The 23,673-nt window shown below is 67.5% G+C and carries 19 protein-coding genes; 6 read left to right on the top strand and 13 right to left on the bottom strand.

Annotated elements, in window-relative coordinates; all coding sequences use genetic code 11:
• The first annotated feature begins 251 nt into the window (after positions 1–251).
• On the top strand, positions 252–605 hold the full coding sequence (locus KS03_RS08790) for a DUF1304 domain-containing protein (protein WP_012733864.1): 354 nt from the start codon (positions 252–254) through the stop codon (positions 603–605).
• A gap of 186 nt (positions 606–791) precedes the next feature.
• Here KS03_RS08790 and KS03_RS08795 read toward each other — a convergent pair whose 3' ends face one another.
• Positions 792–2,117, bottom strand: a complete 1,326-nt coding sequence (locus KS03_RS08795) for a leucine-rich repeat-containing protein kinase family protein (RefSeq protein ID WP_012733863.1) — start codon at positions 2,115–2,117, stop codon at positions 792–794.
• 284 nt (positions 2,118–2,401) lie between these two features.
• Between KS03_RS08795 and tkt the strand changes: the two genes are divergently transcribed.
• The 5 genes from tkt to KS03_RS08820 all read left to right on the top strand — a co-directional run bounded on the left by tkt (position 2,402) and on the right by KS03_RS08820 (position 9,003).
• Positions 2,402–4,438, top strand: a complete 2,037-nt coding sequence (gene tkt, locus KS03_RS08800) for a transketolase (RefSeq protein ID WP_012733862.1) — start codon at positions 2,402–2,404, stop codon at positions 4,436–4,438.
• Between the two features lie 591 nt (positions 4,439–5,029).
• A complete protein-coding gene (locus KS03_RS08805) occupies positions 5,030–5,419 on the top strand; it encodes a DUF1924 domain-containing protein (protein ID WP_045678819.1) in 390 nt (129 codons plus the stop codon).
• Positions 5,420–5,465: 46 nt separating this feature from the next.
• A complete protein-coding gene (locus KS03_RS08810; protein ID WP_012733860.1) occupies positions 5,466–5,951 on the top strand; it encodes a diheme cytochrome c in 486 nt (161 codons plus the stop codon).
• Positions 5,923–6,654 carry a cytochrome b/b6 domain-containing protein gene (locus KS03_RS08815; RefSeq protein WP_035980290.1) on the top strand — a complete coding sequence of 244 codons (732 nt, stop codon included), beginning with the start codon at positions 5,923–5,925 and terminating at the stop codon, positions 6,652–6,654. Before KS03_RS08810 ends, KS03_RS08815 begins: the two co-directional genes overlap by 29 nt.
• A 57-nt stretch (positions 6,655–6,711) precedes the next feature.
• Positions 6,712–9,003, top strand: coding sequence for a heavy metal translocating P-type ATPase (locus tag KS03_RS08820; RefSeq protein ID WP_042967715.1), 2,292 nt, complete (start codon positions 6,712–6,714; stop codon positions 9,001–9,003).
• Positions 9,004–9,172: 169 nt separating this feature from the next.
• On the opposite strand, the gene KS03_RS08825 is transcribed toward KS03_RS08820, so the two are convergent.
• From KS03_RS08825 to KS03_RS08880, 12 genes are all read right to left on the bottom strand, one after another.
• The gene (locus KS03_RS08825) at positions 9,173–10,285 is read right to left on the bottom strand and encodes a glycerophosphodiester phosphodiesterase family protein (RefSeq protein ID WP_157808652.1); all 1,113 of its coding nucleotides are present in this window, start codon (positions 10,283–10,285) and stop codon (positions 9,173–9,175) included.
• Positions 10,286–10,366: 81 nt separating this feature from the next.
• The gene (locus KS03_RS08830; protein WP_102952628.1) at positions 10,367–11,197 is read right to left on the bottom strand and encodes a peptidylprolyl isomerase; all 831 of its coding nucleotides are present in this window, start codon (positions 11,195–11,197) and stop codon (positions 10,367–10,369) included.
• Positions 11,198–11,675: 478 nt separating this feature from the next.
• Positions 11,676–12,698 carry a DUF2891 domain-containing protein gene (locus KS03_RS08835; protein ID WP_012733856.1) on the bottom strand — a complete coding sequence of 341 codons (1,023 nt, stop codon included), beginning with the start codon at positions 12,696–12,698 and terminating at the stop codon, positions 11,676–11,678.
• Between the two features lie 16 nt (positions 12,699–12,714).
• A complete protein-coding gene (locus tag KS03_RS08840; protein WP_012733855.1) occupies positions 12,715–13,179 on the bottom strand; it encodes a hypothetical protein in 465 nt (154 codons plus the stop codon).
• A gap of 2 nt (positions 13,180–13,181) precedes the next feature.
• Positions 13,182–14,666 (bottom strand): metallopeptidase TldD-related protein, encoded by a 1,485-nt coding sequence (locus KS03_RS08845; protein ID WP_012733854.1) that lies wholly within the window; start codon positions 14,664–14,666, stop codon positions 13,182–13,184.
• Between the two features lie 3 nt (positions 14,667–14,669).
• The gene (locus tag KS03_RS08850) at positions 14,670–16,013 is read right to left on the bottom strand and encodes a metallopeptidase TldD-related protein (RefSeq protein WP_230674448.1); all 1,344 of its coding nucleotides are present in this window, start codon (positions 16,011–16,013) and stop codon (positions 14,670–14,672) included.
• 59 nt (positions 16,014–16,072) lie between these two features.
• The gene (trxA, locus tag KS03_RS08855; RefSeq protein ID WP_230674449.1) at positions 16,073–17,356 is read right to left on the bottom strand and encodes a thioredoxin; all 1,284 of its coding nucleotides are present in this window, start codon (positions 17,354–17,356) and stop codon (positions 16,073–16,075) included.
• Between the two features lie 21 nt (positions 17,357–17,377).
• Positions 17,378–19,150 (bottom strand): ABC transporter ATP-binding protein/permease, encoded by a 1,773-nt coding sequence (locus tag KS03_RS08860; protein ID WP_012733851.1) that lies wholly within the window; start codon positions 19,148–19,150, stop codon positions 17,378–17,380.
• A complete protein-coding gene (locus KS03_RS08865; RefSeq protein WP_012733850.1) occupies positions 19,147–19,569 on the bottom strand; it encodes an ExbD/TolR family protein in 423 nt (140 codons plus the stop codon). The genes KS03_RS08860 and KS03_RS08865 overlap by 4 nt, the downstream gene beginning before the upstream one ends.
• Positions 19,570–19,583: 14 nt before the next feature.
• Positions 19,584–20,318, bottom strand: coding sequence for a MotA/TolQ/ExbB proton channel family protein (locus KS03_RS08870; RefSeq protein WP_012733849.1), 735 nt, complete (start codon positions 20,316–20,318; stop codon positions 19,584–19,586).
• A 23-nt stretch (positions 20,319–20,341) separates the two neighbouring features.
• Entirely contained in the window at positions 20,342–21,130 is a 789-nt protein-coding gene (locus KS03_RS08875) for an energy transducer TonB (RefSeq protein WP_017432389.1), read from the bottom strand.
• Positions 21,120–23,510, bottom strand: coding sequence for a TonB-dependent siderophore receptor (locus KS03_RS08880; RefSeq protein WP_045678748.1), 2,391 nt, complete (start codon positions 23,508–23,510; stop codon positions 21,120–21,122). Before KS03_RS08880 ends, KS03_RS08875 begins: the two co-directional genes overlap by 11 nt.
• Positions 23,511–23,673 lie beyond the last annotated feature (163 nt).

The raw sequence follows: 23,673 nt of genomic DNA on the forward strand, positions 1-23,673 counted from the left end.
CCGCCGGCCGGCATGCACCCGCGGGGCGCTCGGCACCGGGCCGGCGAGGCAGGATTGTCGCCCATCTCGGCGCAGGCTGCCGCGAGGCCGCAGCGCGGTGGCGACGTGCCTGCACGAAGCGCCGCGCTACCCCGGCGGGCCCGCCGCCGACCGGCACGGCCCGGCGGCCCGGCGTGTTACGCTGCATGGCGCGCCGCGCGAGCGGCCGCGTCGATCCCGATACCCATCAGAACAACACGAAACCGTCAACCATGATCGCCAACTTCCTGACCGGCCTCGTCGCCGCCATCCATGTCTATATCGTCGTACTCGAAATGTTCCTCTGGACCACGCCGGCCGGCCGCCGCGCGTTCGGCCTGACGGCGGACTTCGCGCAGCAGACGCGCGTGCTGGCCGCCAACCAGGGCCTCTACAACGGCTTCCTCGCGGCGGGGCTGATCGCCGGGCTGGTGTCGGCCGAGCACGGCCATGCGTTCAAGCTGTTCTTTTTGATCTGCGTGGTGGTGGCCGGCGTGTTCGGCGCGGCCACCGCGAGCCGGCGCATTCTGTTCGTGCAGGCGCTGCCGGCCGCGCTCGCGCTGGCCGCGCTGTTCGCGAAGGTCTGAAGCCCGGCAGGCAGGCGCGGCGCGCCATGCGCCACGCCCGGCGGCAGGCGCCGTGGCGCGCGCCGCCGGCCGTCCCCCTGCCCCCTCCACGGCCGCGGCGTTGCGACGAGCCGCCCGCCTGAGCGGCCAGGCCGCCCCCAGGCCGCACACCGCCGCCGTCAGCGCTGCGGTCCGAGCCGCGCGCCGCTATCGCGTCAGATGCGTGCGCAAGCGCTCGACGATCGCCTCGAAGCCGGGGCGGCTGCCCACCTCGGGGCTCAGGCACGCCGCCGTCAACGAGGCCAGTTCGTCGAGCGCGGCCGAGCGGCGCGCCTCGGTGCGCTCGAGCAACTCTTCCAACAGGCAGCCGAAGGCACGCACCTCGATGCGCTGCAGCGCGAAGCGCCGCGCCGCGTCGTGCGGGTCGTACAGCGAGGCGGCGCCGAAATCGCCGAGCAGGGCATGGCCGGCGCCGTCGTGCAGGATGTTGTGCGCGTAGAGATCGCCATGCACGATGCCGCGCCGATGCAGGTGCGCGGCCGCCGAGGCGATGCCGTGCGCGATGCGCAGTGTCGCGCCCAGGTCGAAGCGCCGGTCGTCCGGATAGACGTCGCGCGTGCAGCTGTCGAAGCTCGGCGGCGCCGCGAGCACCTCGAAGTCGTGTTCGATCAGCGGCATCACCAGCCCCTGCTCGCCGATCGGATGGTCCCTCAGCTTGCCGAGCGCGCCGATCAGGTTCGGATGCGTGCCGGCATGCAGGCAGGCCGCCATCTCGCGATCGGGCAGGCCGTCGCTGGTTACCGCGCCCTTGAACAGCTTCACGGCCACCGCCTGCTGCGGATGATGGTCGGCCGACAGCCGGATCGCGCGATGGATCACGCCGGAAGCCCCCTCGCCGAGCTTCTGGCCGAGCGCGAGCGTGGCCCAGCCGATCTCGCCGACCGCGCTGTCGGCCGCGGCTTCGGCCTCGGCCGCGCACGGATTGCCCGCGTAGGCCAGCCAGGCCAGGCGCGGCAGCCGCAACAGCCACTCGGGCAGCGCCGCGAACCGGTTCGCGGCCAGCCGCACCAGTTCGAGCCGCGTGCAGGCCGCCATCTCGTCGGGCAGCGCGCTCAGGCGGTTGCCCGCCAGCATCAGCTTTTGCAGCTCGGCGCAGCGGCCCAGCTCGGGCGGCAGCGCCGCGATCTGGTTGTCGGTCAGGATCAGCCAGCGCAGCCGCGGCGGCAGCGCGGCGCCCGGCACCTGACGAATCCGGTTCGCCTTGAAGCCCACCATGCTCAGCTGCGCGCATTCGCCGAGCACCGCCGGCAATTCGGTAAACGGATTGTTCGAGGCGAACAGCACGCGCAGCCTCGCGAGCCTCGGCAGGTCGTCCGGCAGCGCGCGCAGCGCGTTGCCGGACAGGTCGAGCACTTCCAGCGTGTCGGCCAGCTCGAAGATCTCGCGCGGAAATTCGGTCAGGCCGCAGGCGAGCTTCAGGTGCCGGGCGCCCGCCAGCTCGCCGGATTGCAGTTGTTCAAGTGTGGTCGTCACGAGCGGAACCGGCGGCGGCCGGCATGGAGGGAGGACGTTCCGATTCTACCGGGATCGCCCGCGCGGCGAGCGCGAAAAGACCCGGATGCGGCTCGCGCGCCAGGCATGACGCTTGCGCCTCGCCCGCTGCGGCGCTCGGCGCTGCGCCGCGTGCGCCGAGCGGCGCACGCCACCCATCGTGCCGCGACCGGATCGACCGCAAACCGCCACCGCACCGCGCGTGGTAGCGTGCATCGACCTCAGGCCGCCGCGCCCACCGCCACCCATCCCATGAGGGCCATCGCATGAGCATGACTTCCCCCCCGAAAAGCGTCCCCGCCCCGCGCGATCCGCAGCTGCGCGAGATGGCGAACTGCATCCGTTTCCTGTCGATGGACGCGGTCCAGCAAGCCAACAGCGGCCATCCCGGCGCGCCGATGGGCATGGCCGACATCGCCACCGTGCTGCTCCGCGACTTCATGCGCTTCGACGCAGCCGATCCGCACTGGCTCGACCGCGACCGCTTCGTGCTGTCGAACGGCCATGCCTCGATGCTGCTCTACAGCCTGCTCTACCTGACCGGCTATGCCGACATGCCGCTCGAGCAGCTCGAGCGGTTCCGCCAGGTGGGCAGCAGGACGCCGGGCCATCCCGAGTACCGCCACGCGGACGGCATCGAGCTGACCACCGGGCCGCTCGGCCAGGGCATCGCCGAATCGGTCGGCATGGCGCTGGCCGAACGGGTCCTGAACGCGCGCTTCGGCGACGAGCTGGTCGATCACTACACCTACGTGTTCCTCGGCGACGGCTGCCTGATGGAAGGCGTCAGCCAGGAGGCAATCTCGCTGGCCGGCCACCTGAAGCTCGACAGGCTGATCGCGTTCTGGGACAACAATTCGATCTCGATCGACGGCCCGACCACGCTGGCCGTCTCCGACAACGAGGTCGAGCGCTTTCGTGCCTCGGGCTGGCGCGTGCTCGAGATCGACGGCCACGACACCGACGCGATCCACGGCGCGATCGCCACCGCGCGCGAGCCGAGCGGCCAGCCGACGCTGATCGCCTGCCGCACCATCATCGGCTTCGGCTTCCCGACCCGCGCCGGCACTCAGAAGGCGCACAGCGACGCGCCCGGCGCCGAGGAGATCGCCGGCGCGCGCCAGCTGCTGGGCTGGCATTCGCCGCCGTTCGAGATCCCCGCGCCGCTGCTGAAGGCATGGCGCGAGATCGGCGCGAAGGGGCGCGAGGCAAGGCTCGCCTGGGCCGACCGCGTGAAGCAGGCGCCCGATGCACTGCGCGAGGAATTCGAGCGGCGCAACGAAGGCCGGCTGCCGCCCGACTGGAAGGCCGCGATCGCCGCCGCGCGCGACGCCTTCACGGCGAGCGGCGACGAGATGGCCACCCGCAAGGCCAGCGGCACGGTGCTCGACCACCTGTTCGACGCGATTCCCGAACTGCTCGGCGGCTCGGCCGACCTGACGCCGTCGAACAACACCAGGGCGAAGCACCAGACCGAGATCGGCCCGGGCCGCTATGACGGCGCCTACGTCCACTACGGCGTGCGCGAGCACGGCATGGCCGCCGCCATGAACGGCATTGCGCTGCACGGCGGCCTGATCCCGTATGGCGGCACCTTCCTCTGCTTTTCCGACTATTGCCGCCCGGCCATCCGGCTCGCCGCGATGATGCAGGTGCGCACCATCTTCGTCATGACGCACGACTCGATCGGGCTCGGCGAGGACGGCCCGACGCACCAGCCGGTCGAGCATCTGGCCGCGCTGCGCGCGATCCCGCACCTGGGCGTCTATCGCCCCGCCGACCCGGTGGAGACGGCCGAGTGCTGGGAGCTGATCCTCGATCAGCCGCGCCGCGCCGCGCTGATCGCGCTGTCGCGCCAGCCGGTGCCGCTGCTGCGCAAGGAAGGCGGCACGGAGAACCGCTCTGCGCGCGGCGCCTACGTGCTGCACGAGGCCGAGGGCGGCCCGCGCCGGCTCACGCTGCTGGCCACCGGCTCGGAGCTGCAGCTGGCCGTGCAGGCGCGCGAGCGCCTGCAGCGCGAAGGCGTGCCGACCGCCGTGGTGTCGATGCCGTGCCGGCTGCTGTTCGAGGAACAGGACGCGTCCTACCGGCGCGCGGTGCTCGGCGACACGCCGGCGCGCGTGGCCGTGGAGGCCGCCGTCGAACTGGGCTGGGAACGCTATCTCGGGCCGCAGGGGCGCTTCGTCGGCATGCACGGCTTCGGCGAGTCGGGCAAGATGCAGGACCTGTACGAGAAGTTCGGCATCACCGTGGAGGCGGTCGTGAAGGCCGCGCGCGAGGTGATCCGCGACGTCGAGGGCTGAGGCGCGGGCGACCGGCGGCGCGAGGCGCCGCCACGCCGGCCACGCGCCACCCACCGCCCTTGCGCGACCTGCGCGAGGACCCGTTCGAACCATTCGAATCGCTCGACATCGGGCGTCGCGAAGCAGCGCCCACGGCGCCCGCCGGCAAGACACCACGCGACGACCTCACAATCGCTTGCAAGGCTTGTGCCCCGGAAATAGCCTGCGCTTGATCTTGGTCAATCGCGGCGATCGATCCGCGTTCAGTCTGCGTCGTAGGCCTCCCCCTCGACCGAGACAGCGATGACGATCCATGCAATCGATTCCGGCGCGCCAGCGCCTCTTTCGTGTAGCCGTTTCGCGTCGTCGCAATCGCCGCCCGGGCGCGCCCCTTCCCCCTGTCCGCCCCCGCGCGGCCAAGCCGTCGAGTCCGCGCCCGTTCGACCGGCCAGTGCCCGCCCCCGATCGATCGATTGCGGCCCGCCAAGCAGCAGCGCCGCCGCCGGGAATGGACTTGCTACCGGCGTCGAGAAGCCGCTCAGGCAGCCGCCTGAACATGAAACACATCTGGTGGAAGGATTCGCGCTGCTCGGGGCCGGGCGCCGCGGCGCACTGGGTTCGCTCTACCTCTGCGGCTTGGTCGCCGCCGCCGGTGTCTCAGCCGCTTACGGAGCATCTCCCGCGCAAATCCTGAACGGCTACGCCGCCCAGTCGGGGAGCGAGCCCATTGCGTCGCGAGGCCAACAGTTCTTCACCGCCCGGCATGGCCGTGAATGGGCTTGTGCGACTTGCCATGGCGCGATGCCGACCGGCAAGGGACAACACGCAGCCACCGGCAAAACGATTGCGCCGCTTGCGCCGGCGTTCAATCCGGAGCGCTTCACGGACGCGGCAAAGACGGAAAAGTGGTTCCGCCGCAATTGCGGGGATGTGGTCGGGCGCGAGTGCACGGCGTCGGAGAAGGCCGACATCCTGAGCTGGCTGATGACGCTCAGGCCATAGCGGCGCCTGCGCGATCCACATCGACGACTTCGCTGGTGACAGCACCATGAGAATCCGACTCGCCACGGTGATTACCGCATCCACGACACTGGCCGCGGCCATGCTTTCGGCCCCCGGTTTCGCGGACGAGCAACGGCTGCAGGCAAGAGCCGTCGCGCCACTGCCGACATACCAGCAGGAGTGCGCCGCCTGCCACCTCGCGTATCCGCCGGCCATGCTGCCCGCGGATTCGTGGCGACGCATCCTGGGCAAGCTCGATCACCACTTCGGCACCAACGCGTCGCTGGACCCCGCTTCCGTGAAGCAGCTCGACAGCTGGCTGACGACTCATGCCGCCCAAGCGGAGCGGACGACGAACGCGCCGCCCGAGGATCGCATCACCCGCTCCAGATGGTTCATGGCCGCGCACGACGAAATTCCCGCGTCGACGTGGCGGCGTCCGGCGATCAAAAGCGCATCGAACTGCGCCGCCTGTCATACGCGGGCCGATCAAGGAAATTTCGATGAACGATACCTTCGCATCCCGCGCTGACGACGGCACGCGCGCATCCGGCCCAACGCGGATTCTGGTATGGGACGCGCCCGTGCGCGTGTTCCACTGGCTGATGGTGGCCTCGTTCGTCGGCGCCTGGCTGACCGCGGAGAGCGAGCGCTGGCGCCTGCTGCACGCCACGCTGGGCTATACGATGGTCGGCCTGGTGGCATTTCGCATCGTCTGGGGGCTGACGGGAACGCGATACGCCCGCTTCTCCGCCTTCGTGCGCTCGCCGGCGGCGGTCATCCGCTACCTGGCGGGCCTCCTCAACGGACGTCCGGAACGGCACGTTGGCCACAATCCGGCGGGCGCCATCGCGATCATGGCAATACTGCTGATGACAGGGGCCGTCGGCCTGACCGGCTGGGCCGTCTATGACGGCGCCGGCGGCGAATGGCTCGGCGAGCTGCACGAGGGCATCGCCAGCGCCATGCTCGCGCTGATCGTCGTGCACGTCGTCGCGGTGCTGGTGAGCAGCCTGCTGCATCGCGAAAACCTGATCGGCGCGATGCTGACCGGATATAAAACGGGACGCGCCGACGAGAGCATTCGAACCGCGCGCTGGGGCTTGGCCGGGTTGCTGCTGGCGGCCGTCATCGCCTGGTGGTGGACCCAATGGCAGGCAGCACCGCCAACCCCGGCGGCGAACCAGGCCACCGGGGCCGCTGCGCATCTGCGGGCGGCCGACCAGGGCGACTGAGCCCGATCGAACGATCGGCATGGGATGCCTGCCTCGCTCGAACTCGATGCTTTCGCCATGCGACGCCTGTTGCGCTCCATCGACTTCGTCCTGCTGCTCGTCACGGCCCTGAGCCTGATGGCCGGGCTCGGCTTGGCCGCATTCGGCCGCAGCGCGCTGGCTCACGCCTCATGGGCCGCCGGCGCAGTGCCGGTCCTCGCGGCCCTGTCGGTTTCGATTGCCCAGGCGCTGCGGCGGCACCAGGCCGGCGTCGATGTTCTCGCCCTGCTCGCCACGGGTTTCGCGCTGGCCCTCGGCGAATATCTCACCGCCGCGGTGATCTCGCTGATGCTGGCGAGCGGGCGCGCACTGGAAACCTATGCGCAGGAACGCGCACGACGCGAAATGACGGCGCTCCTGGCTCACGCGCCGCGCTACGCCAATCGCTTCGAGGCAGGCCAGTGGTGCCGCGTGGAGCTGGACGCGGTCGGTGCGGGCGATCGCCTGCTGGTGCGCAGCGGCGAGTGGGTGCCGGTCGATGGCACGCTCGCCGGCCACGCCCAGTTGGACGAGTCGGCACTCACCGGCGAATCCGTGCTCCGGTCGCGCCGGCCCGGCGAGGCGGTGCTCAGCGGCGTCGTCAATGCGGGGGCCGCGTTCGAGATCGTGGCCGCGGCGGCCGCGCGCGACAGCACGTTTGCCGGAATCGTCCGCATGGTGCAGTCCGCGCAGCAGGAGCGCGGCCCCGCTGCGCGTCTCGCGGACCGCTATGCACTGCTTTTCATCCCCGCCGCCATGCTCCTTGCCGGCGGCAGCTGGCTGATAACCGGCGACGCCGTGCGGGCCCTGGCAGTGCTCGTCACTGCCACGCCATGCCCATTGATCCTGGCGGTGCCGGTGGCGATCGTCTCGGGGATGTCGCGTTGCGCGAAACGTGGCGTGCTCGTCAAAGGCGGCGGCGCGCTGGAACGGCTCGCGCGGGCAAGCATCATGTTCTTCGACAAAACCGGCACGCTTACCGGCGGCCGTGCCCGGCTGGTCGCTGTCGAAAGCGATCCCGGCACGACGCCGGAGCGCGTGTTGCGGTTCGCCGCCTCGCTTGCGCAAGCTTCGGGCCATGTGATTTCCGAGGCGCTGACCACGGCGGCACGCGAACGCCATCTCGCGCTTGCCGTGCCCGCCCGCGTTGTCGAGCGGCCGGGGGCGGGACTGACCGGCGAGGTTGAGGGGCGGGCCGTCGCGATCGGCTCGTTTGCCTATGTCGCGACGGTCGCGGCGCCCGCGCAATGGAGCAAGGCATTCCTGCGGCGGGTGGCCAGCGAAGGCGCCACGGCCGTGTTCGTGAGCGTCGACGGTGTGATGGCGGGCGCCATCCTGATGGCCGATCGGATTCGCCTGGAGACGCCACGGGCGCTAAGGCTGCTGCGGCGCGAAGGAATCCGGCGCCTCGTCATGCTCACCGGCGACAGGCGCGACGTGGCCGAGACCATCGGTGCGGCGCTCGGAGTCAGCGAAGTGCGCGCGGAACAAACGCCGGCAGACAAGCTCGCCGCGATCCGGGCCGCCCGAGCGGAAGGCACCGTCATCATGGTGGGCGATGGCATCAACGACGCCCCTGCGCTCGCCGCCGCCGACGTCGGCATCGCGATGGGCGCGCGGGGCGCGGCGGCCTCGTCGCAGGCGGCAGACATCGTCCTGCTCGTGGACCGCTTGGACCGCCTCGTGGAGGCCTTACGAGTGGCTCGCCGCACCCGACGGATCGCGCTCCAGAGCGTGGTGGCCGGCATGGCGCTTTCGTTCGCGGCCATGGCGGTCGCGGCCTTCGGCTACCTGCCCCCCTTGGTGGGTGCGATGCTTCAGGAACTCATCGACGTGGCCGTCATCATGAATGCACTGCGCGCGCTGCGGGTCCCCCCCACCATGACGGCCGGCGGTCTCTCGCGCGCCGAAGCGGACCGGCTGAAAGCCGGCCACGTGCAGCTCGGCCCGATGATCGAGCAGATCCGGGCCCTGGCCGACGCGTTGCCGCGATTACCTCGAACCGCAATCGCAGGCGCGCTCGCCAGCGTGAACGAGTCGCTGGCCCGGGAACTGATCCCGCACGAGCAACGCGACGATACGGAGGTCTATCCGGACCTCGCGCGCCTGCTCGGCGGCGAGGACCCCATGGCGGCAATGAGCGGCATGCACCATGAGATATTTCAGATCACCCGCCGGCTCAGGCAGATGACAGCGGAGGTGCCGAGCGAGGGGCCCGACGCGGACAGCGTTCGGGAATTCCAGAGGCTCCTATATGGGCTCGATGCGATCGTGCGCTTGCACTGCGCGCAGGAGGACGAACTGGTCCACGCGCTGGGCGACGAGGTCTGAAAGCGAAGCAAGCCGCCGCGCCTGGTGGAGCATGGCGCCGGCAGAGCAAACACGCACCTCTGCTCTGCCGGCACGCCGTGCCTGGCCTGACTGCTGCCATCATTCGAGCATCGGCGAACGGGCAATCACCAGGCGCCCGCTCGACAGCACGCCGAATGAGGCCGCCGGATCAGGAATGCAGGCCCTTCGACCTGAGATAAACCGTAAGCCGGTAGCTATCGTCACTGGTGATGGTCTTGAAGCCCTGATCGATCAGATAGTTCCAATCGCCACGGAGATCCTGGGTATCCTTCAAGGTCGGGCTGACCACCAGCAGCGAATCAAGCGTATAGCAGCACTGCCCCGTATTCTTGAAGAACTCGCCCTTCGACGGGTTCGCATCGGGAAGCGCATTGAATACGCCGACGTTGTAGTAATCGCGCCTGACCTGATTCATATAGTTTTGAAGCAGTCCGCCGCGATTCTTCACGTCGATTTCAAAGACCTGGCCCGAATACCAGTTCTTAATGACGCTGCCCACATCGATCTTGGTGAGCATGTTGGGCGTAAACACCGGAATCGCGGTGCTCAGGCCAGGGCCGCCGACGGCGTTCAGGAAGCTCTGATACGACGGGAAGGTGGTGGCGTTCACCTTCATCGCAAAGTAATCGGATTTCTGATAGATACTGCCCTTGCCCGGATCCGTAACATTGCCCTCGGCCTTGATAATCTTGCCGATGGCCGTAACCGCGGAGGCGGTTTTCGTATCGAAAACGAGAATCGAGCGATACTTGAACTTGATCCACCCGTCGATGACCTTTTGAATCGTGGGAATGCTCTCACGGGTGATTTTCGATCGGTCCGGCGACAAGAGCCTCGCGTAGCTCAAGGTGAAGGAGCTGATCGAATCGACGCTCGGATTGTATCCGGTGTTTTTATAGGGATCGTACTTTTGCTGCCTGGCTCCCTGCCAGATGCTGGTGGTGCGGCCAAGGTTGAAATCATGCATGGCGACCGGCACGCCATCGCGCGTCATCTTGACGTCGATTTCGATGCCGTCCATGCATCGCGAATCGGCTTGCGCAAAAGCCGTGTACGAATTCTCGGGAGCGTTGTTCCCGGCCAGATAGCCGCCCCACAGCCCTCGATGCGCCAGCACGGTTACGTTGGAGCCGTCATACAGATCGGCCATGGTCTTCGACGGCGATTGCACGCAGTCCGTATCTGCGTTCGCGTATAAGGGAAACAAAAAAATTGAACCAACCATAAGCGCGGTGCAAGCGCCAAGTTTTCTGATGTTCATAGTCGTCGCGGCCTGTACTGGATTAATTTGATTGACTTGCCAAACACTACCCATCTGATTCAAATTTTTAAAGCAATCCTTTTATTTTGATGAAGTTAATGAAATTTGCTTTTCTGCCAGTTTGCCCTCCCTTATGTCGTTGATGACATCTGCGCGATTTCGAGCCATATCGCTCGGCACCACCCCTTCGACCATGATGATGTGATACCCGAAAGAGCTCTTGAGAGGAGGCGTGATGTCGCCCTGCTTGGCCGCCAGGATTTCGGGTTTGAAGGCAGGCGCCAGGAATCTGGCCATCGTTTCCGGAACGCGTCCGCCGTCGATTCGGCTGTTGGCATCGTCGGACAGCTGGGCGGCCAGTTCGTGGAAATCCGCTCCCGCCTTGAGGCGCGCCTCGATCGCCTGAGCCTTGTTGAAGGCTTGGGCCTCGATTTTTTTGGCTTGTTCGGCAGGCAAATTCGACGGATCCTTTTCGAATTTCACCAGAATGTGGGATAGTGAATAGAGGTTGTAGTCGCTTTTATGCTTGTTGTAATAAGCGCTTATTTCGGCCTCGCTCGGCGTTATCTGCCGCATGAAATAATCTTTGTAGGCGTCCGCCAGAATTTTATCCGTGAACATCGCGATCGCCTGCTTGACTCGCGGGTCCTTGTCAAGCCCCTTGGCACGCGCCAGGGCGGCAAACTTTCCGGTCAGCTTGACTTCGTCCTGCGCAGACACACTTTCATCGGAGTTGTTATTCTCGTCTGCCGGCTGCTGGGCTGCGTGAGACACACTGACTGCCGGCGCGGCAGCCGCGGCAGCAGCCGGGCCCTGGCCAGGATTTTGCTGCCCGGCAGTTGCCGTGGCGGCGCAGAACAACGCCGCTGCGAGCGCCGCGAAATTCGCCGACGCTTTCGGATATCTAATCATTATCATTACGCCCCAATGTAAGTTGGCGCTCGCGCCACGCCAGCGCCATCTTTAAGTTATCGATTTCTTTGAGTCAGCACTCTTTTGCCGTATTGATTCTAATAAATTTAAATTAAATTTAAATGACAGGGGCCGCTCTATTTCGTTGATTTTTACTAAATGCCGACGAAAATATTTATATTGTTAGTTGTCTTGACGGGACCTGCACGACGCTCCCCTCCCACCGGACGTCGGGCGTTCCGAACTGGCCCCGTTGCCAAGGTCGTGAGCGTGAGCAGCGGCCTGGGCGTTGCGCCCAGGAATCGTCCGGGTCGGCTGGGACGCATCCGCGTGAGCTGCGGGGCGTCGGAATCAGCGTGCCGTCCACGCTGAAATGCTCGTTCGGCAGGCGCGCACGCGAGCTGCCCGATTCCCTTGCGCCGTTCCCGTCTGCGGGGCAGGCGGCGGCCGGCACGCGCCGGTGGCGCGCATGCTGCCGTCAGGCGCCGGCTGCCCCATCGACGGTAAGCATCAGCACCGCGTAGGTGGCGAGCCAATGCTCCGCCATGTAGTTGCCGCCGATATGCGGCAAGGCGGCGACCCCATGCCGGTGCGCCGCCTCGCGCATCAGCCGCGCGCGCGCGTCGTCCTGCGGCAGCGAGCTCGCGAGCGAGCGAAAGCACCAGGCCCGGCTCAGGTTCAGCCCATTGAGATGGGTGATGCGGCCATCGGCGTGATCGCTCACGAGAGCCGGAGTGAACAGGCGCGACGGCTGACTCGCGGTCAGCCGCGGCAGGAAGCGCGCGAACCAGGCGGCGAATTCGTCGGCCTCCAAGGCGCGCCGCATGCACTCGGCCTCCATCAGGCAGGCAGAGAGAAAATCGTCGAGGCTCGGCTCCCCCCAGGCCGGACAGTCTGCATCGTCGCCATACCAGCGCTTGGCCGCCGCGGCCAGTTGTGCCCTGAACGCGGCATCGCCGACGGCGTCCGCGTAATCGAGCGCGAGGCGAACGGCGAATGCCGTGTTGTGGTGCGTGCCGTCCCGATTCGGATAGGTCGCCTTGGCCAGGAACCCCTCGAAGCGCTCCCGGATCAGCCGCGCCAACGGCGCCAGCGCCTGCGCCCAGCCGGCGTCGCGGTGAGCGCCGAGCTCCGCGCCCAGCTTGAGCAGCCACGCCCAGCCATAAGGCCTTTCGAAGTTCTGCCTCAGCGGATCGCCGAAGTACTCGCATTCCTGCGCGACCTTCGGGGCTGTCAGCGAGGCGTCGAACAGCGCGCGAATCCGCGGCCCGGCATCGAGGCCGGGAAACTCGCGCAGCAGCCGGGCGAGCAGCCAATAGCCGTGCACGCACGAGTGCCAGTCGAAGCTGCCGAAGAACACCGGGTGAAGCTGCCGCGGCGTACCGCCGTCGTCCGGCCCCGACCAGACGTGGCCCGGGCTGTAAGGGTACTCGCGCGTGACATGGCCAAGCGTCAGGCGGCAGAAGCGATCGGCGAGCTCAAGTGTCAAACTGGAAGACATGGTAGTTCCGATCGGATCAGGCGGATCTGCAGTACTGCTCCAGACGCTTCGCGACTTCGTCGACCACCCTGACGGGGGCGACTTCCAGCTGCAAGTCGTGGGTCGTCAGCACCTTCGAGAACAGGCGGACCGCATCGTGATTGAAATGAAAACGCCCAGGGTCGCCCGAGGAAAACGCCTGGTTCGCGATCGCCTCCAGGTCCTTGTACGAGGCGTCCTCGATATCGCCGTACCCGAACTCGCACAGGATGCCCGTGGCGATCACCACGCGCATCAGGATCTGGAGCGCGACCAGCGACCCGACGCCGGCATGCAGCGCCTCGAGCTGGAGGTGGTACTCCAACGACAAGGCGTCGCGTATCGGCCTCGGCAAGGGCAGCAGTTCCGTCTTCGCCTCCCGCTGCCGGCGGCTGGACTGGTGCAGACGATAGGCCCACGGGTTCGCCTGCGCGCCCGCCGCCGTCGCACGCCTCGAGACCATGACTACGCGGTCCCGCCGACGATCATCTCGTCGACCCTCACGGTCGGCTGGCCGACGCCCACCGGAATCCATTGTCCCGCCTTGCTGCAGGACGCCCTGCCGGGATCGCAGGCGAGATCGTTGCCGACCATGCTGATCTGCCGGATGGTGTCCGGGCCGCGTCCGGTGATGGTCGCGCCTTTGAGCGGCGCGGCGATCCTGCCGTTCTCGATCAGATAGGCTTCCGATGCCTCGAAGACGAACTGGCCGCTGGTAATGTCGACCTGGCCGCCCTCCAGGCCCGAGACGTAGATGCCGTGGCGCACCGACTCGACGATCTCGCCCGGATCGTGATCGCCATTGAGCATGAACGTGTTCGTCATGCGCGGCATGGGCGAGGCCGCATAGCCCTCGCGGCGGCCGTTCCCGGTGGGCGCGGCGCGCATCAGCCGCGCGCTGAGCCCGTCGTGCATGTACCCGCACAACACGCCGTTCTCGATCAGGGTCGTGCGCCGCGTCTCGCACCCTTCGTCGTCGATATGCAAGGAGCCGCGCCCGCCTTGCAGCGTGCCGTCGTCGACGATGGTCACGTGCGGCGAGGCGACCTGCTCTCCCAGGCGTCCCGCGAAGGCCGAGGTCCCGCGCCGCACGCCGTCGGCCTCCAGCCCGTGGCCGACCGCTTCGTGCAGCAGCACGCCGTTCCAGCCCGGGCCGACCACCACCGTCATTTTTCCGGCCGGCGCCGGCTGCGACCGCAGTTTGGTGAGCGCGGCCGACACCCGCTCGCGCACGAACGCGCGCAGTTCGTCGTCGGACCAGGTCCTGACGCCGTAGCGCCCGCCCATGCCGCCGCTCGCACTCTCCTCGCGCGCGCCGGACCTGACGCGAACGTTGATCCAGAGCGACAGCAGCGGGCGCACGTCGCCCGTGCTCAGGCCGTCGCAACGCGCCACCCAGACCGCCTCGTGCACGGCGCTCAGCACGGCATGCACCTCGATCACGCGCGAGTCGGCGGCCCGCGCGGCCTCGTCGAGCCGCTTCAGCAGCGCGATCTTGTCCGCCGCGCCCATCGCCTCCAGCGGATGGCTGGCCTCGTAGAGCGGCCGCGCCAAGGGCAGCTGCGCGCGGGGCGCGGCCGTCGCGCCGTGCCGCGGGGCGCCGTCGGCGGTGCCGCGCAGCCGGGCCGCGACATGCCGAAGTGCCGCCGCGTCGATCCGTTGCGAGCTCGCCAGCGTGGCCTCCTCGCCCTTCAAGACGCGCAGGCCGAAGCCGGCGTCGCGTCGATACGAGCTGCCGCGCACGGCGCCGCCCTCCAGCGACCACGATTCCGCGGTCGTCTCCTTCAGGAAGAGGTCGGCGAAATCGCCTCGCTGGCCGAGGGCCGATCCCATTGCGGAAAACAGCGCGGTCTCGTCGATGCCATGCTGTTCCAGCAGGATGCCGTGCGCCAGCGCACTCACCCCGTCGCGCGCGGCAAGCCGCGCGCCCGATTGCTTTGCCTCACTCATGCCTCAAGCCCCCCCGACCATCATTGCATCGATCAGCCACGATCCCGACGTCGCCCATCCCCGGGTGATCGCGTCGCTGCCGATCGCCTGCAGCCCGCCGAACATCCGCCCGAGATTGGAGGCTATCGTGATGCCGCTCACCGAAAACTGGATCTCGCCGTTCTCCACCCAGAACCCCTTGGCGCCCCGCGAGACATCCCCCGTCGACGGGTTCACTCCGCCGCCGACCATCTCCGTGACCAGCAGCCCGCGATGCAGCCTGCCCAGCATCGCGGCGAAGTCGTCGGCCGCCTGGGTGTGCGTGCTGCGCATCTCGAGGTTGTGCGGCCCGTAGCCGTTGCCGGTGGGCGCCAGGTTCAGGCGGCGCGCCGCGTAGAGCCCGAGGAAAAAGCCGCGCAGGCAGCCCTCCTCCACCACGCTGCGCGACTGCCCCGCGATGCCGTCGCAGTCGAAGCAGCGGCTGGCCATGCCGCGCTTCAGGAACGGCTCCTCGCGCAGCTGCACGTGCGAGGGAAACAGGGGGGCGTCGATGCCATTCCTCAGGAACGAGCCGCTGCGGTAGAGCGCATCGCCCGAGGCCGCCGACACCAAATCGCCCAACAGCCCGAGGGCCGCCGAGGGCTCGAACAGCACCGGGCACTGCTGCGTGGCAACCTGCCTGGCGCCGAGCGCGCCCACCGCGCGCCGGGCGGCCGCCGCCCCGACCGCCTCCGGCGGCGCGAGATCGTCGAACGCACGCCTGGCATCGCCCCAGAAGCCGATCTGCCGTTCGCCGGCGCGCAACGCGACCGGGGCGCAGGCGATCGAATGGACGGACCAGGGCGCGGTCGCGAGAAATCCCGCGGAGGTCGCCAGCAGCGAAGTGCCCGACGCCGTGCGCACCGTCACGCCCTTGGAGGTGCTGATCGACGGATCGTGCGCGCGTGCCGCGTCCTCGGCACGTTGCGCATGGGCGCCGAGCTCGTCGAGCGACCAATCCAGCGGGTGGTACAGATCCAGGTCCGGAAACTCGCGGGCCAGGAGCCCGGGATCGGCCAGGCCGGCCGCGGGGTCCGCCTCGGTGGCGGCGGTGCCCTCGATGGCCGCGAGGACCGCTTGCTTGAGCCCCTCGTCCGACAGGTCCGACGATTTGGCGAGCGCGCGTTTGCCGTCACGCAGTACCGTGACCGTCATCTCGCGCGTGCCGCAAAAGCTGCGCTCCGTGCTCACCCCGTTCGTCACGGTCACGGCGCTCGACTCGGCGGCCTCGATCTCGACCCGGGCGCCCTGCGCGCCGGCCCGCCGCGCGAGCTCGATCACGCGCTCGGCCGAAGTCTCCAGCTCCGCGGCAAGCTCCTGCCACTGCATACGGCTCGATTGCATCAGCCTGCTCCTCCTTCGCCATCCGGCATCGTGCATCGCATGTCTCAGGCACACCGGCGGGTCAGCGAAATCAGCATGTCGCCGATCGCGCCGCCCCGTTCGCGCGAGGCACGGTCGCCTTCTTCGTACTGGAACAGGAATCGCTCGGCCAGCCGGGGATCGATCTCCGCGACATGTTTCATCATTGCGGGGCCTCTCGGCGGCTCGGCGCCGGTGTCGAGCGCATGCTTGAAGATGCCGTCCATCAATTTGAACAGACGCGATTCATCCTCGGCGCCCCAGTGGCACTTGGCCTTCAGGCATTCCTGGACGAATCGGCAAAGCACGCTGACGAAGTCCTTCAGCATGTCCGGGTTGCGGGCCAGCGACGACGACGCGGCGACCAGCACCGCGGCGGCCCTCGTCCGGTTTCCTTCGGCGGGCGCGGCGACCACCTCGCGGGCCGCTTGCGCGACGGCCGCCCACTTCTCCTCCGGCAGCTGGGCACCGCCCGCCTCCGCGGCATGCAGCGCGGCAAGTTCGTCGCGAATCGCGAGCAACGCCGCGTCGCCGTCCAAGGTGTCCGAGACGAGCGGACTCGCCAGAATCTCGTTGAGCAGCCGGCCCGGCAACGCCGAGAGGTCGGCGCCCACCGGGACGCTCTCCAGCCAGTCGGCGACGAACCGCGCGCCGTTCAAATGCGTGCTCCGGTAGGTCGAGAGCGACGCCACGGTATCGAGCACGTCGGTCGGCATGCCCAGCGCGACCGCGCACTCGTCCGGATCGGAGGTGCCGGCCACGTAGGCGAGCGCGCCGGTGACCTTTTCCGGCCACATGGGCGTATTCGGATCGGCCTGCTTGAGTTCGAGATAGTCGCGCAATCGAGCGATCCGCTCGGCTTTCAGCTGCGCATCGCCGCCGAACGCGGACAGCGTGACGGCGGGCTTGGCCAGTTGCGTGGCGGTTCCCAGGTGCGCATCCAGGTAGCTCGCGAGCTGCGTGGCGGTGCGGTTGCCCACGATGCGGCCCGCCTCGTCGGCGCCGTTCATCAGCACCAGCGCGGGAATGCCGCGCACGCCAAAGCGCTCGCGCAGGCCAGGATGCTCATCGACGTTGACCTTGACGATGTCGACCTTGCCTTCGAAGTTCCGCGCCACTTTCTCGAGCGTCGGCGCCAGCGCCTTGCACGGCCCGCACCATTCCGCCCAGAAGTCGATCAGCACCGGACGGCTGTTCAGCGTCACATCGGCCTCGAAGCTCGCTTCGGTCACACTTTTCAAGCTGCTCATTTCAGATTCCTGTTTACAAGTTCTATCTCGTCGGGCCTTGCCCGACCGACCCACCGGCATCGTCGCGACGCCATCGCGGGGTCATGCCGGATACGCGGACGGCGCCGGGCCGGCCGGCCCTCCCCATGCCGCCGCTTGCGGCTTGGGCGAGAAATCGATGGTCTGCTGATGAAAGGCCAGCAGTTCCTTGCGATGCGCGACGCTGAGGACGGTGGCATGAGGCAGCCGGTCGATCAGCAGCTGGTAGAGATGGTGCTCGCTCTGCGGATCGAGGGCCGACGTGCATTCGTCGAGGAAGATCGTCGACGGGCGGGCCAGCAGCACGCGCGCGAACGCCACGCGCTGCTGCTCGCCGCCGGAAAGCCGGTCGCTCCAGCGGTCGGCATCGAGCAACGATCCGGCATAGGCGCCCAGGCCGCAGGCGCGCAGCACTTCCGCGCATTCGCTGTCGCTGTAGACCGAGGCCTCGCGCGGGTAGGCGATCGCTGCCTTCAAGGTGCCGGCGGGGATGTAGCTGCGCTGCGGCACGAACACGGCGCGCTCGGCGCAGCGGGCGACTGCGCCCTCGCCATACGGCCAGAGGCCGGCCAGGGCCCTGAGCAGCGTGCTCTTTCCGCTGCCGGACGGCCCCCGCACCAGGCAGCGCGAACCCGGCGCGAGCGAGAAATCGGGCACGCGGGTAATCTCCACGCCGCTCGCATCGCGCAGCACCAGGCCGGTGGCCGCCACGGCGCCTTCCTGCGCGGCGCTCAACGCGACGCCGGCCTGCGGCTCGTGCGCGTAGACGTAGAGAAATTCGCGAAGCCGGTTTGCCTCGGCGCGCCAGGCGGTGAACCCCAGATAGGCTTGAGGGAAAAACGCCAGCGAACTCGACACGGAACCGAACGCCGCGTTGGAACGCATCAGCCCGCCCAGCGTCATCCCGCCCGTCATCAACTGCGGCAAGACCAGCAAGGTCGGCACCACCGAGCCGACTTGCCCGACGAGATTGGTGAACAACGAGACCCGCGTATTGACCCAGAGCAGCGCATAGAGATTCGAGACCACCTGGCGGAACGCCCCGTTCAGCCGGGTGCTTTCCGCGCCGTTCCCATCGAAGAAGGCGATCTGCTCGGCGAACTCGCGCACCCGCACCATCAGCACGCGAAAATCGCCTTCCACGCGGTTCTGCTTGGCGTTGAGCGTGATCAGGCGCCGGCCCAGCAGATGGGTGGCTAGGAAAAACAGGCCCTGGTAGATGAACACTGCGTAGACCAGGTAGCCATGGATGCTGTATTGATGGCCGCCGACATGCAGATCCAGGGAATGGCCGATCGACCACAGCACCACGCTGAAGCTCACGATGCTCACGGGCACCTGGAGCACGCCCATCGACAACAGCAAGGTGTCCTTGACGAACAGCTTCGCATCCTCCGCGATACGCTGATCGATGTTCTCGAGCGCACGGTCGCGCTCGATGCGATAGTAGGTATGGCGCGACAGCCATTGCTCGGCCAGCCAGGTCGTCAGCCAGCGGCGCCAGCGAATCTCGACGATCGACTGCAGCACCACCGTGGACACCGTCAACGCGGCGGCCGCCATCGACACCAGCAGGAATTGCAGCAGCAGCACCGGCAGCACCTGAAACCTGCGGCCCCCCACGGCATCGTAGAACGTGCCGGTCCAGTGATTGAGCCAGAGGCCGATATAGGTGTGGCCCCAGCCCGCGCCGATCACGCAGGCGAGCATCAGCGCCGACAACACGCCCTCCCTGGTGACCCAATACGGCCGGATCAGCTTCCAGACGGTGGGAAAGTGGCGCCTGGCTTCCCGATCCTCCGCGCGGTCGGCCGGGAATGCCCGATTCATGGTCATTGCGAGTCCTTCGCCGGTTGCATGACAAAGTTGATCTTGTTCAGACCGCCGCCCTGCAGCGCCGCGAGGACCGCGGCCACCTTGCCGTACTCCACGTGCTGATCCGCATTGATGTTGACGGCGGGCGGCTCGCCCTGCCTCGCGGCCGCCTCGACACGCAGCTTCAGTGCCGCGTCGTCGACCACCGTCTTGTTCCACAGCACGGTCTTGTCGGCCGTGATCGAGAGATCGATATCCTGGCTTTTCGACTCGGCCGGCTGCGCTGCCGCCTTCGGCAGATCGACCTTCACCGCCTTGTTGATGACCGGCAGTGTCACGATGAAAATGATCAGCAATACCAACATGACGTCGATCAGCGGCGTCATGTTGATGTCGTTCATCACGCCTTCGTCGTTGTTGCCATCCATGAGAATCGACACGATGAACTCCCCGCTCAGGCAGTGGCGCTGACGCGCTTGCTCGCCACCGGTGCCGCAGGTGCCTGGCGAACGTCGCAGTGGGCCTTGGCGCCCGTCACGAAATACACGTGCAGTTCATGCACGAACCGGTTCAGGCGATGGCTGACCCGCTTGTTGCCGCGATTGACGTAGTTGAAGCCGAGCACGGCGGGAATCGCCACGAACAAGCCGATCGCCGTCATGATCAGCGACTCGCCCACCGGGCCGGCGACGTGGTCGAGGCTGGCCTGGCCCGATGCGCCGATCGCCATCAGCGCGTGATAGATGCCCCACACCGTGCCGAACAGGCCGACAAACGGCGCGGTGCTGCCGATCGAGCCGAGCACGGCCAGGCCGTTCTGCAGGCGGGCGACCTCGTCGTCGAAGGCATTGCGCAGGCCGCGGGCCACCCATTCGCTGGCACTCAGGCTGCCTTGCAGCGAGGCGCCGCCTCCCGCCTGCTGCTCGTTGGCCTCGCGGCCCGCCAGCGCCATGGCGCGATAGGGATTGTCGGCGCCGTCGCCGAGCGCCTTGATGCCTTCGTCGAACGACGGGGTGGACCAGAAGCGCGTCTGCGCGCGCTTGCCCATGGTCTCGAGGCGTCGATTCGCCAGTCCCTTGGTCACGATGACGAACCAGGACACGACCGACATGCCGAGAAGAAAGACGAAGATGAAGCGGGTGATGAAATCACCCTGCTGCCAGACATTGGCGATGCCGTACTGTTCCATTGTTTGCTCCGTTGAATTCCAGGTCAGTCATTCAGATTGAAGGCGATCCGCTGCTCGGCCTCGACGGCGCGGGCAATGCCGGCGGTCGTATAGGGATGGCAACGGCCGGCCTGGGTCGCCGCCAGCGCCGCCGCATCCAGCAGCGGATAGCCGCTGCTTTGCGCGACTCGCGCCTTTGCTACCGCGCCGTCCACGCCGATCGACAGCTTCACCACCACCGTGCCTTCCTGCTCGAGCCGCCGCGCCTTCGGGGGATAGTCCGGGCTCGGGATCTGGCAGCCGAGTTGCTTGAGTTCCGCGCTGCTGATCTGCTTCGGGGTGTCGAGCAGATTGGGGCCGGGTGCGGGTGCAGGCGGCGTCGGAGCAGGCGGCGCGGCGACGCTGGGGGCGGCCACGGGCGGCGCCGGGGCCGGCTGGACCGGCTTGACGGGCTCGCTCTTGGCGGGCGCGACGGTCCGGGCAGCCGGGGCCTGCGACGAAAGCACGGGCGCCGTCTTGCGCACCACCGGCTTTTCGACCGGCCTGGGTTTCGGCTCAGGCGGCCGCTCGGGCTTGGGCTCGGGCTTCACCACGGGCTGCGGCGTCGGCGCGGCAACCAGCCTGACCTGAACCGAAGTACCGGAGGCCCGGTCGGCCTCCAGCCGGATCAGGTGCACGCTGTGATGAACGATCAGGTACAGGCCCAGCCCATGCGCCAGCAGCACGGCAAGCCCCACCACCGTGCGCCTGAAGCGCGATCGCAGCTTCGCCAGGCGCTCGGGTTCGGACACGCGGCCGCTCCAGCGCCGGGCCTCGATGGAATCAGAAATCATAGGTGCCGGTGAGCATGACGGTTCGCTCCGGTCCCATCGGAATGAAGGAGGACGTCGTGCTGCTGTAGTAGAGCTTGCGATTGAATACGTTCTTGACCGAAAGATTCAGGCCATAGCCCTTCTTCCGGTAGAACACCCCGAGATCCGTCTCCACCTGGCTGGGAATGCGATACGCCGATCCCGTGTCGACGTACTGCCCGCTGGCGAAGAACAGCCCCGCGCCGACCCCGAAACCCTGCAGCTTTTCCGAACGGAAGTTGTAGGTGGCCCACAGACTGGCGCTGTTCTTGGGCAGATTCACCGCGATCTTGGTGCCCGCGGGCTGCACGAAGTCGTTGTACGTGTAGCTGCCGATCAGGTTGACGCCGGGCAGCGGCTGGCCGCTGATCTCCGCCTCGAATCCGCGGCTGACGGCGCCGCCGGCGGGAAGATAGAAGCCGCGATGGAGCGGATCGGCGACGTTGTAGTTGCTGAACGAGGTGCGGTAGGCCGAGGTCGTGATCGCCAGCTTGTCGTCCAGCAGGTTGAACTTCATGCCCACTTCGACTTGCTGGCTGATCTGCGGGGCCAGGATTCCGCCGCCGAACTTCGGTGCCGTTCCCGGTTGGAAGCCGCGGTTGTAGCTGGCATAGGCCGAGACCTCGGTGGTCAGTTCGTAGAGCAGGCCGAGGCTCGGACTATAGGCGTTCTGATGCGTTCCCCGCCCTGCCACGCCGCTGCCAGAGACCGAGCTCGTCAGATAGGTATCGCGGCGCACCGAGGCGAGTGCATGAAAATTCCGGTAGGAAAACTGATCTTGCAGATACACGCCAGTCTGCGTGTAGCTGCTCGCGAACGTCGGCGCCAGGTTGCCGGCATCGGCAGGAGGCAGCGAGAACGGCCCGAAGATGTTCGGGACGGAAATGAGTCTGAAGAGTGTCGTATCGGCCTGATACTGGTTGTAGTGCAGCAGATCCCAGCCCGCGATCACGGTATTCTTCACCGCGCCGATATCGAACTTGGCTCGCAGGTAGTTCTGGAAGCTCCAATTGTAGTAATCCGCGATCGAATCGAAGGCGTAGAACGAGGCGCCATTGGTCGCCGAGAGCGGCGTGGCCACGGCCCAGGCCTGCTGGGTCTGCTGGGTCCGCGAGTAGGACGCCTTGCTCACGAAGGTGAGCGACTTCGAGAGCTTCTGCTCGAGATGGAGGAAGGCAGTGTCGGTTTGCGCGCCGAAATGGTCGGACGGCTGGCCGAGCGGCCGGTCCATATAATTCCGGTAAATATCGCCCGCGACATAGCCGACCGTGAACTGCGGAACCGGCTCGCGATTGACCGTGCGCTCATAGCCGACCGTCAAATCCGTGGTCGAATCCTTCCATTGCAGGGTCGGGGCAAAGTAGAAATTTCTCTCGCCGTCATATCCCATCGGGGTCTGGCCCACGCGCTCGCCCGAGATGATGAAGCGATACCGGAGCTTCTTGTCCTTGGTGATCGCGCCCGTGCTGTCCAGCGCGATCTGGTCGTCGCCGTAGGAGCCGTAGCCCACCTGGATTTCGTGGAACGGATCGGCCTGCGGCGTCTTCTTGACGAGGTTGATGACGCCCCCCGGCGGGCTGCTGCCGTTCATGATCGCCGACGGTCCCTTGACCACTTCCACGCGCGAGATGGCGATCGTCGGCGTGACGTTGGGTGCGGTCCCGACCGTCGCGAGCCCGTCCGAGGTCAGGTTGGTGGCCGTAAACCCGCGAATCGTGTACTGCGGCACGCCAAGCGGCCCCGGGCGCGTGACCACACCGGAAGCATTCCTCAGCACATCGGAGAGCGACTGGTCGGCCTGGCTCTGGATCACCGCCGCGTTGATGACGCTGACCGATTTCGGCGTCTCGCTGAGCGGCACGTCCGAGCGCGCATAGCTGGACGACGATTCCGCGACGAAGCCGGTGCCGCTGGAATCGCGGCTGGCCGCCACGCTGATGAGCGGCAGGGTGGTGTCGACCTGGCTGCCTGCCGGGCCGGCCGCGGCCGGCGGCGCCGCCCGCTTCGCATCGGCCTTGGCACGCGTGAGCGTGTAGCCGCCGTTGGCCGTGGGAACCATGTCGAGGCCGGTGCCCCGCAAGGCCGCGCGGATCGCGTCCATGGCCGAGTATTGGCCGTCCACCGGCGCCGACTGCAGCGAGCGCACCAGCGCCGCGTCATAGTTCAACGGCAGCTGCGCGGTCTTCGCGATCTCCACCAAGGTCCGGTCCAGCGGGCCGCTCGGTATGTGGTAGGTGTGTTGCGCCGCCTGCTGCGCACTGGCGGCGGACGCCGCGAACGTCTGTGCCACGGCGATTGCCACTGCCGCGAGATTGCGGGCCATCCCCTTGTTGTCGAACTTGATCCCCACGATACACCCCATCCACATATCGGTTGTTTTCGGCAAAACGCCTGACTACACCCAGCTGAGCGAGCCGGTCCGGCCTCGCCTCCCATCGACGCGGCCGTGACGGAAGCCCTCCCGGTTTTCCGCGGCCGGCACGCTCGACGTCACTGATTCGAGACATTCACCTGCGTCTCCTCCA

Origin of the sequence: Burkholderia glumae LMG 2196 = ATCC 33617 (assembly GCF_000960995.1) — a bacterium.
Lineage (GTDB): Bacteria > Pseudomonadota > Gammaproteobacteria > Burkholderiales > Burkholderiaceae > Burkholderia > Burkholderia glumae.